At 43.2% G+C, this 15,491-nt stretch carries 11 protein-coding genes; 4 read left to right on the forward strand and 7 right to left on the reverse strand.

Annotation, left to right across the window (positions count from 1 at the left end):
* Positions 1-90: 90 nt before the first annotated feature.
* Both SJY39_RS13395 and SJY39_RS13400 read left to right on the forward strand, forming a co-directional pair.
* Positions 91-303, forward strand: coding sequence for a cold-shock protein (locus SJY39_RS13395; RefSeq protein ID WP_004730009.1), 213 nt, complete (start codon positions 91-93; stop codon positions 301-303).
* Positions 304-824: 521 nt separating this feature from the next.
* A complete protein-coding gene (locus tag SJY39_RS13400; protein WP_010428574.1) occupies positions 825-1,841 on the forward strand; it encodes a GGDEF domain-containing protein in 1,017 nt (338 codons plus the stop codon).
* 185 nt (positions 1,842-2,026) lie between these two features.
* Here the strand turns inward: SJY39_RS13400 and SJY39_RS13405 are convergent, their stop codons facing one another.
* Complete coding sequence (locus SJY39_RS13405) at positions 2,027-2,623, reverse strand: malate synthase (RefSeq protein WP_010428571.1); 597 nt, start codon at positions 2,621-2,623, stop codon at positions 2,027-2,029.
* Positions 2,624-2,792: 169 nt separating this feature from the next.
* Between SJY39_RS13405 and SJY39_RS13410 the strand changes: the two genes are divergently transcribed.
* Positions 2,793-4,322 carry a DUF3612 domain-containing protein gene (locus tag SJY39_RS13410; RefSeq protein WP_080572690.1) on the forward strand — a complete coding sequence of 510 codons (1,530 nt, stop codon included), beginning with the start codon at positions 2,793-2,795 and terminating at the stop codon, positions 4,320-4,322.
* A 562-nt stretch (positions 4,323-4,884) separates the two neighbouring features.
* Here the strand turns inward: SJY39_RS13410 and SJY39_RS13415 are convergent.
* A complete protein-coding gene (locus tag SJY39_RS13415) occupies positions 4,885-6,501 on the reverse strand; it encodes a DEAD/DEAH box helicase (protein WP_016769118.1) in 1,617 nt (538 codons plus the stop codon).
* A gap of 161 nt (positions 6,502-6,662) precedes the next feature.
* Positions 6,663-8,018, reverse strand: coding sequence for a diguanylate cyclase (locus SJY39_RS13420; RefSeq protein ID WP_010428560.1), 1,356 nt, complete (start codon positions 8,016-8,018; stop codon positions 6,663-6,665).
* Positions 8,019-8,303: 285 nt separating this feature from the next.
* On the opposite strand from SJY39_RS13420, the gene SJY39_RS13425 reads away from it, so the two are divergent.
* The gene (locus tag SJY39_RS13425) at positions 8,304-9,452 is read left to right on the forward strand and encodes a DUF3541 domain-containing protein (RefSeq protein WP_010428558.1); all 1,149 of its coding nucleotides are present in this window, start codon (positions 8,304-8,306) and stop codon (positions 9,450-9,452) included.
* Positions 9,453-9,603: 151 nt separating this feature from the next.
* Here SJY39_RS13425 and SJY39_RS13430 read toward each other — a convergent pair whose 3' ends face one another.
* The 4 genes from SJY39_RS13430 to SJY39_RS13445 all read right to left on the reverse strand — a co-directional run bounded on the left by SJY39_RS13430 (position 9,604) and on the right by SJY39_RS13445 (position 15,489).
* A complete protein-coding gene (locus SJY39_RS13430) occupies positions 9,604-10,212 on the reverse strand; it encodes a class I SAM-dependent methyltransferase (RefSeq protein WP_016789409.1) in 609 nt (202 codons plus the stop codon).
* Complete coding sequence (locus tag SJY39_RS13435) at positions 10,212-11,465, reverse strand: HAMP domain-containing sensor histidine kinase (RefSeq protein ID WP_016794937.1); 1,254 nt, start codon at positions 11,463-11,465, stop codon at positions 10,212-10,214. The genes SJY39_RS13430 and SJY39_RS13435 overlap by 1 nt, the downstream gene beginning before the upstream one ends.
* Entirely contained in the window at positions 11,462-12,172 is a 711-nt protein-coding gene (locus SJY39_RS13440; RefSeq protein ID WP_010428552.1) for a response regulator transcription factor, read from the reverse strand. Before SJY39_RS13440 ends, SJY39_RS13435 begins: the two co-directional genes overlap by 4 nt.
* Positions 12,173-12,312: 140 nt before the next feature.
* On the reverse strand, positions 12,313-15,489 hold the full coding sequence (locus SJY39_RS13445; RefSeq protein WP_016784178.1) for an efflux RND transporter permease subunit: 3,177 nt from the start codon (positions 15,487-15,489) through the stop codon (positions 12,313-12,315).
* Positions 15,490-15,491 lie beyond the last annotated feature (2 nt).

The following is a 15,491-nucleotide window of genomic DNA, read 5'->3' on the forward strand; positions in this document are numbered from 1 at the left end:
TATTTCTTAGCAATATTAAATAATTCAATTATCAGCGCATTGCAGTAATGCAATCAACAATTTAGAAAATTTATGAATAAGGGACAAATTATGTCTAACACAAATACTGGCACTGTAAAATGGTTTAACGAAGAGAAAGGTTTCGGTTTCATTTCTCAAGACAACGGCGGTGCTGACGTATTCGTACACTTCCGTGCAATCGCTTCAGAAGGCTTCAAAACTCTGAAAGAAGGCCAAAAGGTTTCTTTCGAAGTTGAAAACGGTCAAAAAGGCCTACAAGCAGCAAACGTTGTTGCTCAATAATTAGCTTTTAGCTAAAAAGAATTTTAAAGCGCTGATTTTTATCGGCGCTTTTTTATGTCTGCTTATAAATCTCCCCTATCTTTGTCCTTCCTTCGATGTAAGTTTAAATCGGTATATACCTAACGAGTCAAACTTCATCAATCAAAATTTCTAGCGATGTTATCGAGTGTTTTAACAAGCTAGGATGACCCATTATTTAGTTTGATTAGTATTAGGCGTCTACTATTCGGACATAGCTTCTAAACGTCACTTAGTGAGAATCATTGAAGTATTACAACACTCATATTCACTTGTAATTTTATAAAAACCCAATCTTCGTTCAAAAAAATCAACCCAAAATATGTTTAAAGAACAATCCATTACCTGCCATTAATCAATGCGCAATCGATATTCATAATAAAAATAAGTAATTTATCCAACCCTCATCCATTAATCATATAATTTTTGAAGCAAAGACCTTCGAAATCCGCTAATCTTGTCCGAAAGTGGCTTGAGTTAGTTTGGTATCTGCAGTAAAAATAATGAAAAAAGACGAATTTCAGAAATCCACCGCTAATCTAAAAAAAGCGGTACCTCTTATGATGAAGAACAGAGTGTCCACCACACCTGCAAATTATGCACTTTGGTACACCTATGTCGATAATGCTATCCCGCAGCTGACTCAAGACATGGATGGTATTTTGGAAAGCTACGGCATTTGCCCACCAGCTATTGGTGAGCAACTTTACAACAATTATGTTGCTAGCAAATCCGAAACCAACATCAACGATCTTCGCGCAAACTTAGAATTGTTGGTTTCTGAAGTCTCGAACTCGATGAACGATACGCTCACTGACACCTCCGCTTTCTCCGATATGATCGATAAAAGCTTCGAGGATCTAGCTCGTGTTGACAATGATAGTTTGTCTATCGATGAAGTCATGTCTTTGGTTCGCCAACTTGTTTCAGAATCTCGGAATATCCGTCACTCGACCCAATTTCTCAATTCTCAGTTGAATTCTGCAACGTCAGAGATCACCAAGCTGAAGACCCAATTGGTAGAAGTACAGAAAGATGCGCTTTTTGACAGCACAACGACGCTCTATAATCGTCGGTCTTTCGACCGTGATATAGAAACCTTGTGTGAAGCGAAACAATCTCTGTGTTTAATTCTGCTCGACATCGATCATTTTAAAAACTTCAATGACACGTATGGCCACTTGTTTGGTGACATGGTTCTTAAAGGAATTGCTCGTAAATTGAAATTAAGTTGCCGAGAAGGTATTTCAGCATACCGATTTGGTGGTGAAGAGTTCGCTCTTATCGTTCCAAACAAATCACTACGCATAGCTCGCCAACTTGCTGATACCAACCGACGTTCTCTAGAAAAGCTGTCGATTAAAGATCGCCGTAGTGGAAAACAGGTTGGTAATATTACCGCTTCGTTTGGTGTTGCTGAACTTGAACCAGGCGAATCAGCCCAGTCATTAGTTGAACGCGCGGATAAATTACTTTATGAAGCGAAATCACTTGGCCGTAACCGAGTCATGCCTCTTTAAGGTTATCACTAGTAAATCTCAACTAGAGCCAGTGAAGCATTAATCAATATACGTTGAGAAGAGCATCAAAAAGCCCCAAAGACTAACTACTGCGTTAATCTTTGGGGCTTTTCTCGTTAGTAGACGTATCGATTGATTATCTACTGGCTTTAACTTTATAGTTATCTCAACCCTATTTCATGTAACTAGATTTGGTAACAATAATTTAGACAGTAATCTTCACCACTTTTTGCTCTGAACTCTTTGTCTTCACTGCATGCCTTTGGTTTACCCTTCGCATCACCTTGAATCAAACTTATCCAGTGGCGCATTGCTGCGATAGTCTCTTCACGCATTGTGGTCGTAGCTTCCATTGGCGACTGGCCAAAGGTTGTGCAAGACTCAAGTTGAATATCATTAATCTCAACCAGTTCAATACAACCCGTTCCTTTATGGCAACCAATCATCACCTCTAAGTGGCTTCCGCTACTATCGCGGAACAAGATAGAGTCTGGGTCATTCTTCTCACCCATGTACGCTACAAACTGTTTAGGGTGCTTTAAGCCACTGTGCTGGCCATCTTTAAAGTAAGCCATGATATGGCGGTAATCGACTACGTAGCTAGTCACATCTTGATGTGAGCCGTTCTCTAACGGAAAAAGTCTATCAAGCAGTTGCTTCGCTTTCACTTGCTTCTCAGTTTGCTGGTTGGCACTGATTGTCTCCACGGCAAAGACAGCTTCAGCGATAAATGGCTTTGATTGTTTTTGGATTTCTGTTTTATCGAATGTCAGCATATTCATAGTCTTTCCCTCTTGACCAGTCCGGTGGTAACCACCGATTTCTACAGCAAAAATGTGTCCTAGAGCAATTATTCCAAACTAACGTTTAATTTATTTGTCATTTTGTGAATTGCTTAGTTTGTAGATTAGCGCTTTTTTACATACAATTTCACAACAAAAATTTTACAATGTGAATTTTACAAATATGGCCTTGTCAAAAAGTTTAGTTCGTCAGTCACACTTCCTGGGTACGAAAATACGAAACCTAAGAAAACGTAACCATTTAACGATGGAAGATCTGTCTGCGCGTTGTATTAGAATCAACCCAGAATACGCACCTTCCGTTTCTTACCTCTCAATGATTGAACGTGGAAAGCGGGTTCCAAGCATTGATATGCTGGAGGTGGTAGCACAGGTCTTTCAGAAGAACCCAACCTGGTTCCTCGACGATGAATCTGAACAACAAGCCATTGCCCCTGATAAAGGGAATCGTGGTGGGATAAGTGGCATGGCACTTGAGCCTAGTTTCCTTTTCTCCAACGACATCCTACAAATTGCTATTCCTGAAATGCTGTCACAAACGGGAATCTCGGGCCGTCAGTTTGCGCATCTCTTGATTAGGGCACACCAAGAGAGCAACCAGAACCACTTCCCCGACCTTGAGCGCGCCGCAGAGGAAGTGGGCTTAAAACGCCTTAACCTCAGCGTAGAAGACCTTATAGACATCGCTAGAAACCTAGGAATCAACATCCGCTGGGTAACTCGTACACCACAAGACGTTGTTGATGAGCTAGGGATTAATGCCAAGCAGTTAGTCACCTCGTTTTTTGAGCCTCCCGGTACGATCTTCTTGAACGAGATTCTTAAAGAGTACCCTACCCGTCTGAAATACGACCTCTCGGTTTATATCGGCCATTGCATTCTGCACAGCAAAGAAGGCCTAAAGAGTGTGTTGTCGGTCGGTAACAACAACACATGGGACGACAACCAGGTATCAGGATCTTCACAGCTCAACTCTCAAGATATTCTACAAGCATGGCGAGATTTTGAATCCAGCTTCTTTGCTGGGGCATTGTTGTGCCCAAAAGTCCCGTTTAGGCAGTTACTCGACCGTACTGGTTACGAAATCGACGTTCACAAAAGAGCAGGGGTTTCCCCCTCTGTTGCGATGCGTCGAATGACGGTAGTATCGCCCTACCCTCACTGGCACTACTTTGATGCTTATGGGCCGGGGAAACTCAAGGCAGTTTACCGCGGGAACGGGATTCCGCTACCTTGGGGAAATATGAGAACGGTGGCTGATCCATGTCAACATTGGGCTGTATTCCGTCGATTATCAGAACCTCGAGCGGGAAGCTCGGCTCAAATCTCCATTTTGAATGTGGGCGATGAGCCAAGGATCTACTGCTGTGAATCTATCAATATGACGGATCCTGCCGGCAACAATCGCGTGTTATGTGCTGGTATAGATCTCAACCCTGCGATTGATGCTCAAGGCGGTAATTCAAGAGACATAGCAGAGCAACTTAAAGCGTCATGCGTTAATAACGGCGGTTCTGTGGTTATCCCACGTAACATCAAGAAAGATCTCACGACAATAGCCAAGATTCTAAATATAAATTGGATTGAACGTGGGATAGAGACAGAGGCGAGGCTTATCTGCTCAAGAGGAGGAGAATGCCCGCGCCAACCAAGCTGTTACTCGAAGTGCGGGGAGTAAAAAGTAATAACAAAAAATGGGACCTAAAATTCAGGCAAAAAAAAACCAATCACAAAAGGGTGATTGGTCATATATTTTGTGTGAACAATAAGGGTTCACTAACAACGTCAGTTGGCTAGGTGACCCTCGGCTTAAGAAGGGTCACTAATACTAATGCACTATGCGTGCCAACTTTAAAAACCCGTATTTTCTACGCATCTGGACACGTATTAGACGTAAATCCTTGTTTGTTTTGCAAACTGAAATTGCAAATTGCAAAAACCAACAAAAACGCTAGTGATTATGTTGTTATTAATGAACCATTAAAGATTTATTAACCTTCCTCTACATACCTTATTTCCCTTAGATTCAATGACTTTAAACACAAATAAATCCCTGCTAGTTTGTTAAACAACACCCATAAAAAAACGCGAACATTGAAATTCAATATTCGCGTTTATTTGAGTTAAGTAGCAGAAAGTGACTAATGAACAAGAATTATCCTAAAAAGCAATTCTTGTTACAGAACCTCTACAACACTTATCTTATTAACCTATCTGCTTATCGACTTACCAAAGAAAAACTATTTCTGAGGTGCTGGCTTAGCACGGCTTCTAGATGGTTTATTCGCTGCTGGCTTATTCGCCGAAGGCTTATTTGAACCATAGCTACCACCGTAACCTGTCTTCTTAGGTTTCCCTGCGCCTGCTGGCTTGCCAGAGTTGTTCGGTTTACCAGAAGCATTAGGTTTACCCAATGTACTTTGAGAACCTGAGTTATTCACAGAAGGCTTGTTAGCCGCATTACCGCGTTTATAGTTACTGCCATTATTTCTTACTGACTGATCATCCGTTGCAACGGCTGAATTGCCATCAGTCGCCTTCTTAGCTGAATTTGGCTTACGCTTAGGAGCAGAACCTGAACCAGAGACATGACGCTTGTTTTTACCTGCTGGTTTATGTCCGCGAGCGTTCTCACCTGAACGTTGGCCATCAGAATGTTCACGAGGCTTCTTCGGTTTTTTAGGCTTAATTGGACGAGAATCGAGTCGAGACTCAGGTAACTTATTTACTGGGGAGAAACCTTCAAGTTCACGACGCTCTAGCACCTGTTGAATCAGGCGTTCAATACCGAACAGCTCACCCACTTCATCAGCACACACCAATGAAATTGCTTTACCGACTTCACCAGCACGGCCAGTACGACCAATACGGTGTACATAGTCTTCTGATACATGCGGAAGATCGAAGTTAACCACTTGAGGTAGCTGTGGGATATCGATACCACGAGCAGCTATATCGGTCGCAACAAGCACTCGCACTTTACCTGTTTTAAAGTTCTCTAAGGCTTTAGTACGCGCACCTTGGCTCTTGTTACCATGAATAGGAGCGGCTGTGATGTCTTGCTCTTCAAGGAAACGAGCAAGCTTGTTTGCACCGTGTTTTGTTTTGCTGAATACCAACACTTGTCGCCAATCGTTATCTTTGATCAGCTTAGCTAGCATGGCGCTCTTTTTCTTTTTGTCTACTGGGTAGATGCTTTGCTCAACCGTTTTCGCTGTCGAGTTTGCAGGGCTTACCGAGATCTCAACAGGATTGTTCACCAAGCCTTTTGCTAGGCTACGGATATCATCAGAGAAAGTCGCTGAGAACAGTAAGTTCTGACGCTTCTTAGGCAAAAATGCTAAGATTTTACGGATATCACGAATGAAGCCCATGTCTAGCATACGGTCAGCTTCATCTAGCACTAGAATTTCAAGTTGGTCAAAACGCACAGCATTTTGGTTATATAGGTCAAGTAGACGACCTGGTGTTGCCACCAGCACATCACTACCTTTACGCAATTTTTGCATCTGAGGGTTAATTTTCACGCCACCAAACACAACGGTAGAAGTAAGCGGTAAATTAATACCGTATTTAACTACGCTGCCGTTCACTTGCGCAGCAAGCTCACGTGTTGGTGTTAGCACTAGCGCACGAACTTGGTTCTGACGTACGCGAGGGCCTTTTGATAACATTTCAAGAATAGGTAGCGTGAAGCCTGCAGTTTTACCTGTACCTGTTTGAGCAGCGGCCATAACATCTTTGCCCGTTAGGACAGCAGGCACGGCTTTCTCTTGGATTGGTGATGGCTTATCGTAACCTTGTGCTTCAATAGCTTTAAGGATCGGTTCAGAAAGGCCAAGGGAGGTAAAACTCATAGATTATTTTCTCAGTTGAATAACATTTAGTATGAGCAACACGATAAAAATGCGTTGCTTCAGCTTTTGCTTATCAAATCATTGATACGAAGCAAAGCGCGGTATTCTGAGGCTTTTCCCCACTTTCAGCAACTAAATTCTAATCATAGACCAGATTCAACTTAGGTGACTTGGCGCTTCTGTTGGTACATTTTTTCGTCAGCAGCTTTCAATAGACCATCTATATCATTGAAGTTGTCATTATAACTTACCCAACCAACACTGATACTGAGATAAATCGAGTGCCCGTCGTAAACGACTGGAGTTTCACAAATCGCACTTTGTAGCTTACTTGTAATCGATGCCACGTGTTGATCATCGATAATACGTGGCAACAACACTAAGAACTCATCCCCACCTATTCTTGCAACAATATCAGAGGTGCGCAGTTTACTTTTTATCCGTTTAGCACATTCAATTAAAACTTTGTCGCCCGCTGCATGACCATAAGTATCGTTAATCGCTTTAAAGCCATCGAGGTCAATATTAACCACAGCAAAGGTCTGTGTTCTCTGTTTTTGAACCGTTTTAAATGCTTGCTTTAGGCTATACATGAAATAGCGTCGATTCGGCAACATTGTCAATTCATCATGCATTGATCGGCTATCCGCAACACGATAAAGCCGGTAAATCATAATATAAGCAATCGCAAGAATAAGCATCAGAGTGTAGCCTACAAGCCTAACACCATGGATACGATACCAAGGCACATCCATAAGCACATGCTCATTCCCAGATAAAGCAAGGTACCATCCACCGTATGGAAAATTTACTTGCTCGGTCGTAAAGGCATTATTGAACACATCTTCTTTGCCATAGAAAACAGCGCCCTCTTGGCCCATACTATTTGCACCACAAATCGCAAACTCATATTTATTTTCTATTCCATCGACCCCAACATCCTCGAGCAGTGAATCTAAATCGATCACGGCACTCAAAACTCCCCAATAGTCTTGATTAAAAGGGGGATCTCTAAAGATAGACGTGCGTGTGATCAAGGCTTGGCCGCCTTGAAACAACTCAAATGGGCCAGCAATAAATGTATTGCCGATGTTACGAGCAATTTCAACCGATTCCCATTGGGTTGGGTGGTCGCGATAGTCAATGCCAAGGATTTGTTCATTGCCTTCCATTGGATAAACGAAATTTAGAACATCATCTTCAGCTAAAGCTATCAATCGAATATGGAAACCATCTCGAATAATATTTTGCGCAATTTGCTCCCAGTCTTTTTGGTCGCTATTAGGGTTTACGGATACAAGGGTTGATAAGCTATTGAGAATATACATATCGGAAACGATCGTCGCTTCTATGCGAGATCGGATAATAGAGAGCTGTCTCTTTGCCTCGGAATAGGATTCATTTTGTAGGAAGACTAACTGTTTGGTGTGAAAGAACTCTATGGCGCTCACAACCAACAAGAAAAACAACAAAGATAATAATTTGGCAGGCCACTGCTTGCTAGAACGACTTGGCATTCACGAACCTCTAACACTTTTGTTCTGTTTACTGCCTTTAACTGGCTCATTTCTGGCTTACTCTTCAAGTATGCCGTCAAGTCGTTAAAAATCCACATTTAGCGTCCGGTCTCCACTCATTATTGAGTCATTCATCACTGATAAGCCAATTAGTCACTCCGGTTGTTAAATCAAAAATCCTCAATGAACCTTATAAAGCTTACATTGTATTGACCCAAACCTTACATTAAAGGATTCATCAATGTTATTTTACTTGTACTATTAATCAGCTTGGTACCTTACGACATGAAGTTAAAAACCATAACCCTATGCACTTTGTTATCAGCCTCCTTTGCAATTGCGGTTCACGCACAGGAAACGCTTCAGGAACCAAGCGCAACAGAGACTCAATACCAAGCTGATGATCTCCAATCTCAGAAAGAATCTTTTAAGCAATCAGCTGACCTCATTCGCACTACATACGAAACTCAACTTTACACCCTACCCGCCTTCAAAGAAGGTCACTACGGGCTGCGCATGTATCGCCAAACATTAGACGATAAATATTCGGCTGCGGTGTGGAGTGATATGGCACGTGTAGCGAGTAAACTCAGCACCCTATCGAACGACGTTCATACCATGGAGCAAATCGTACTCTACTCAGAGAAGCGCGTTGCTTCTTATGTTGGCGATAACGATGAGCGCAGTGTTCGACGCTACAACATCACCAAACACATGCCAGAATACCTTTATCTTGGCGTTGACCTTCTAGGCTCTATGGCGCGAGCCAATGAATACGGTTTAGAACACAACAATGATGCCGAGCTGCGTGAAATCATTCGTCGTTATGACTTCTCACGATACGTGACCAATGAAGACATGATTAAAGCGTGGGCTGCCCAATTAGCTAATCAGGTCTATTGGCTACGCCAACTAGGAGAGCAAGATGTTGTCGAGCAGTTCATCGATACCTTCAAAAAGGCCTACCCAGATGAGCAAGATAAGAAGCTTTCGACCCAGCAGTACGGCAATAAACTCTATGGCATGACACACGTGATCTTTGGTGACTCAGAGTACTATCAACACCAAGTGAGTGAACAAGAACATCAATGGATCTACGATTACTTCAGAGAGAACATTGATACGATTTTGCTACGTGCTAAAGAAGATGTGATTGCTGAGGTTGGGTTAACTTTCTTATTGGCAGGCTTAGAAAATGATCCCGTTGTTGAGAAAACACGTCTCGCAATACAATCCGCTATCGACAAGCAACGCGGTATGATCCCTTCGATCACTGGTGATTTTGATCTTGAATACGGTGAACACCGCAACGTGCTGGCGATCATGTTACTCGACTGGCAGCAAGTAAACGAAGCGCCAACCCTAAAAGGCAACCCTAAGGTGTTTAGTAATATCCCTTATGGGCTCGTAGAAAACAAACCACTGAGTCAATAACGACTGTTGATGAATTTACGTTTGCTAAATAACATTCGTTAAATTAACGGTAACAGATAAGTTGGTCTAAATAGCCCAAAAAGCCGCACCCTTCTTTAGGTTTGCGGCTTTTGTCTATTTCAGGTGGTTGCTTTGGCTCATATTAAGGTCATCATACGCTTTTGTTCATCACTATCGTGAAATCCCCTTCTGCGTATCCCTCTATTAACGAGACATCATCACAAAGCGTTTTACAGAAACGATATACGCCATCAGGGTGGTAACTCATCAAGGTATTGCGAGATGGATATTGACTTGAATTGAGAAGGTTAAAAATCACAGTCTGATTCGCTAATCCAAACATACGAGTGATCATATTGGTTAGGTAATCTGTATCACGAGAGATGTAGTTCAATGAGCCACTGGCGATAACCATATCGTGTGGCTCGAGGTTCATCTTGCTCATGTCACCCGATAAAAACTCGCAGCGTTGTTCTGTGTAATTTTGCTTGGCCTTATTTAAAAAATCGGTATGTTGATCAACGCCTGTGTATGAGCGAATTCGATAGATGCTATCAAGCAGTTCAAACAACTCTCCATAGCCACAACCTAAATCTAAAACACTCTTTTTCTCAAAGTCTGCCGAACGCGCAATAACTTCAAAGCGACACAGTTGGCTCTCTTCGCTGGTCCATCCCAAAGACTTTGCCTTGTTACCTTTCCAACGATGGGTCTGTTTTCGGTGATAACGAAACACTTTAAAACGATCAAGCCAATGCATTATGAGAAATCCACCCACACTTCACGTCCACCAGCCTGTTCTTGGTTGTGGTATTGCCATTGATATTGTGCCAGAAGCTTTTCAGTTAACTCCAGACCTAGGCCAAAGCCCAAATGATTATCTTCGATTGTGCCATCGGTATTGTGGTTAACGATGGTGACTTTTGAGCCTGATTGAACAATACGCACAGTACCGCTGCCAGTGTGTTGGAATGCATTTCGGATTAAGTTAGTCAGCACAATGCGAGTAAGCCCAACAGGTAACTGGCAGTGCGTGTCGTCGCTTTCAAGGTTTACAACCACAGCTTTTCCATTTAATAGATAGGTTAAGTCGTAGTTTATCTGTCGCAGCAATTCGCCAAGATGTATGTGCTCAACTGGTAGGTCTTTATTTTGCTGTCGGGTTAGCCACAACAAGGTTTCAGTTAAATCTGTCATGGTAAAGCCTGCACGCTTGATTCGGTCTATCACTTCAAGCTGCTTTTCTTGGCTCTTGCCCTTTTTAATCAACTTCTCTAGCAGTTCGCTATTGGTTCTTGTGACTGCAATCGGCGTGCGCAGCTCGTGGCTGGCATAGCCTAAAAACTTCTGCTCTCGTTCTAAACCACTCTGAACTGAACTTAAGCTGTCGCGAATGATATTTGCCAAAGTATTCAACTCACTAAAATGAAAATCTGGTGTAGGTTCGCAGAGGTTATCTTTATCTAACAATTTAGCCCAATTTTTTAGTTGTTCAACGGGCGATGCTACCTTTCGTAGTATCAAAACTAAAATGGCAAAAAACAGAATAATCGCGGCTAACGCCGTCAGAAAAATCGTCACAAAATGAGGCAATGCTTTGTCTTCTAAAAAGTGGTCTTGTCTTTGGTCAAACACAGCCGAAACGTAACGCACTTCGTCTCCCTTCATCACCTTCATGACAAAGTAACCTTCTTTTGGCGGTGCAAATATCGACTTGCCAAGAATCTTTTTCGAGATGACGTTTAACTCAACGTTACTCTGCTCAATATGAGTTCGAATACCTTGCGGTAAATCGCTCCAGCGCGTAGCAACCGTAAACTCTTGATTGGTCATTGGCTCACCTGGCTTAACAGCCTCTTGCTGAGCTTGAGCAATCATAGAGCCACGCATAGCCACATCCATCCCAGAGATAAAGTAATTGATGCTCAACGCCGATAGCACCAGAATGGTCGTCACTCCAGTAACCAAAATCGCCAGCAGGACGTAGATTCTTAAACTTGGCCTAATCTTCATCTTTCAGGTAACTCCTTAATCGCAAACCCTTTGCCAGCAATAGTATGCAGTAATTTATTCTCTTGCTCGCTATCCACTTGTTTGCGCAGATTAAAGATATGTACTTTTAAGCTGTTGCTGTCCGGTTGTTCGTCCCCCCACACCCCTTGCATTATCGTCTCTCGTGAAACTGGGGTAGGACTAGAGCGCATCAAGATCTCTAATATTTTCAATGCGGTCGGTGAAAGCTTTAAAGGAGAATTGGCACGATAAGCTTGATGTTGTTTAAGGTCGATTTCTAAGTCGCAAACGGATAAACGACTTACCTGCCCACTGCGTCGTTTGGCCAAGACTTGCGCTCGAACAATCAGCTCTTCCATCGCAAATGGCTTCACTAAATAATCATCGGCCCCTTTGGAAAAGCCGATCAGCTTGTCGTCTAGGGTATCCCGCGCTGTGAGCATCAATACAGGCGTATCAATACCTTGCGTTCTCAGGTTTTCACAGACTTGCAATCCGTTCATTTTAGGCAGGTTAAGATCGAGGATCACCGCATCATAGCGGTTTGTTTCGATGAGATTGAGCCCAGCTAATCCATTCGCCGCGTGGTCGCATTGAATATCTTCCAAATCTAAGTAATCAATAACCGCAGTAGCCAAATCGAGGTCATCTTCAACCAAAAGCAATTGGAGCTTATCTGTGAGTTTATTGGTGACGGATTCTGCCATCGTGACGACCTCTATTATTGTTTGTAATGTGGCTTGTTATGCGGCGATTTAATATTTTGATCTGTAACGAATCTAGACCGATATTTCTGAGACTAACTCGGCAGCCATCAGCCTAGATATCATCATTAGCTTAGCCTTTATTAAGCCGTTTGCTCGACGCCTTTAACTCGGTGAGTTGCTTTAAGTATCAGCGATTTAATTTCGCATTGAATCAGTAATAGCGCTGGCGTCAAAATCAGCGTAATGAACGTAGCAAACAAAATACCGTAACCTAGCGCAGCGGCCGCAGGAATAAGGAACTGAGCCTGTAAAGACGTTTCACTTAATAGTGGAGTCAAACCTGCGAACGTGGTGACAGATGTAAGTAACACCGCTCTTAGACGACTAGAACACGCTTCCACAATCGCATCGTGAACTGACTTGCCTTTTTCTTTGATTAACTCGTTAAAACGAGACACCAATAGCAGGCTATCATTCACCACCACACCGCTTAACGCTAAAATACCATTTAACGATAGGATACTGATTGTTAAGTCATTCCACCAGTGTCCTAAGATTGCACCGACAATACCAAATGGAATCGCGGTCATGATGATCATTGGCTGTATGTATGAACGCAACGGGATAGCAAGTAAGGTATAAATAGCGATCATCGCGAGCACAAACATACTCATCATGGAACTGGCCGTCTCTTCTTGCTCTTCGGTTTCGCCAGCAAAGTCCACCGTTAGCCCCGGGTATTGCGCTTCTAAATTGGGTACCAAAGTATCTTGCAACTGATGAACCAATTCTGCAGGTGCAACTACATCTTTATCCAATACAGCACTAATATAAACCGCTCGCTGGCTATCAATACGTGTAATCTCTGAAACTTGGTAATCTGAATGCACGTCAGCAACCGAACTTAAAGGCACCACAGTACCATCGTTGGTTCTGACACTAGACTGCTTAATATCAGCAATGGTTTGACGATCGGATTCTGGGTAACGAACTCGAACTTTCACCTCATCTTTACCACGTTGGAACTGCTGAACGATGTCGCCACCAAACGCTTGTAACACTTGTTGTGAAAGACTTGCAGTATCAAACCCTAATGCTCGGCCTTGTTGTGTTAATTCAAAGCGATACTGAGGTTCACCAAGGTCCAAGTTGTGGTCAATGCCACTCACACCGTCGATGGTTTGCAGTTTGGCTAAGAACTCATTGCCCGCAGCCGTTACTGATTCTTCATTCCACGCTTTCAGTTCAACTTTAAAGTTGTCGACCATCTCCATTTTAGACAAGACTTTCAGCTTCTTAACGCCTTCCATTTGGCCAACTGTTTCTTCCCACAAATCTGCAAATTCATTGGATGTGTAAACACTGTCGCTGTCGAGCTCAATTCTTACCTGACCCGAATCATCAGCATCGGCGATAACCTGAAGGCTAAGCAATTCAGATGGTTCACCTTGAGCACCGTATTGAGATCTCAGTGTTTCATCGATTTGTTTTGCTGCCGCTTCAAGCACCAACAAGTTCTGCTGTGTTTGACCAAAGCTGGCATCGTTTTGCATCGACATATCGGCTGTCACTGTGTCACCTGGCATATCTGGGAAGAACGCCACACGAACCGCGCCCGTCATAGGCAACCCGGACACCAAGATAAGCAGTGACAAGAAAACCATCACCACTGCATAACGCAGCTTTAGCGCCCATTCAATCACAGGGCAATAGATGCGCTTGTTAAACCAACCTAGCCCAGTATCGGCAGTATGTTGAACACGAGCCCACATCCCCTTCTTTTCACTTCGCTTAGTATTAATGTGTGCAAGGTGCGAAGGCAGAATGAACTTAGACTCAACCAAAGACAGCAGTAAACAGATCGTCACGACAGTGCCAAATTGAGCATAAATCTGCCCCATTTTGCCTTCAACGCTAGCAAGCGCGAGAAAAGCAACGACTGTCGTCAAAACACCAAATATGGTTGGAGATGCCACCTTCATCGTACCGCGAATAGTACTGTCTATTGAGTCCCCGTCTTCTTTACGTGTCGAGTAAATACTTTCTCCGACCACCACGGCATCATCAACCACAATTCCGAGCGCCATAATAAAGCCAAAGGTGGTCATCTCATTAATGGTTAACCCCATGAAACTATCTGTCATGAAGAACATGGTGCCAAAAAAGACAAACGGTAAGCCCGCAGCTACCCAGAAAGCGACACGCACGTTTAAGAATACCGCTAGTACGATGAATACCAGAGCAATACCCGTTAACGCATTCTTTACCAATAGACTCAAGCGATCTTTGATCATGGTACTTTTGTCGTACCAAGTTTCGATTTCAACATCACTAGGCAGCATGTTGCTGTTTTCCCAGCGCTCTACCACTTGTTGAGCCTGTTCAACAATGCTGACTACGTCTCCGTATTCATCCATCACAATCTCAATAGCCATCGCATTCTGTTGGTTATAACGAGAAAGCACAAAAGTATCATCAGCAAACATGTCTTCAACATGGGCGATGTCACCCAAGGTAATTTGAGTGCCATCGGTAGTCGTCAGTACAGGAATCGCATCAAAATCTTGTAATTCATACGCTTGTTCAGACACCTTCAAACGAACGGTTTTTTCACCATTGCGAAGGCTGGTCGAGATAGCTGCAGAAGATTCCGCATTGATTGCTTCTGACACGTCGGTCAGTGTTAACCCATAAGCTTGAAGCTTGTTTTCATCAACCTCAACCGAGATCATAGGGTCAGCCTTAGCCTTGATTTCCAAATCACTGATTGCAGACTGGCTCAATAAGTCTGACTTCAACTGTTCAGCTAAACTCTGCAGCGTTGCTCTGTCTGCATCACCATAAATCTGTACCCACAAGGCGTGATCTTGCATTCGAGCTTTATCAATCACTGGGTTATCAGCGTCGGCAGGCAGGTTGTTAATCGCATCAACCTTAGTCTTCACGTCAGTCAACAAAGTATCAAGATCATAAGTGCTGTTTTTTTCAATAGAAACATAGCTACCGTTCGCGTCAGAAGTTGACGTTATACGTTTAATGCCCGGCACGGTTTCTAGCGCGTCTTCAATCTTAATCGCAAGGCCTTCTTCCGCTTGAATAGGGTCGCCACTGTCATAGGTGACCGATACCGACACGACATCAGGCTCAAGACTTGGGAACGCTTCTTTACGCAACGTGTTAAGCGATAGCAGACCAGTAATGATCACACCCATTAACAGTAAATTCGCCGCCACAGAATTATTGGCAAACCAGGCAATCGCACCCGCATGTGGCTTGCTCGACGTCTGGTTAGCGCGTGCTTGGTTATCGTTCGACATGA

Origin of the sequence: Vibrio sp. R78045 (genome assembly GCF_042466085.1) — a bacterium.
Taxonomy (GTDB): domain Bacteria; phylum Pseudomonadota; class Gammaproteobacteria; order Enterobacterales; family Vibrionaceae; genus Vibrio; species Vibrio cyclitrophicus.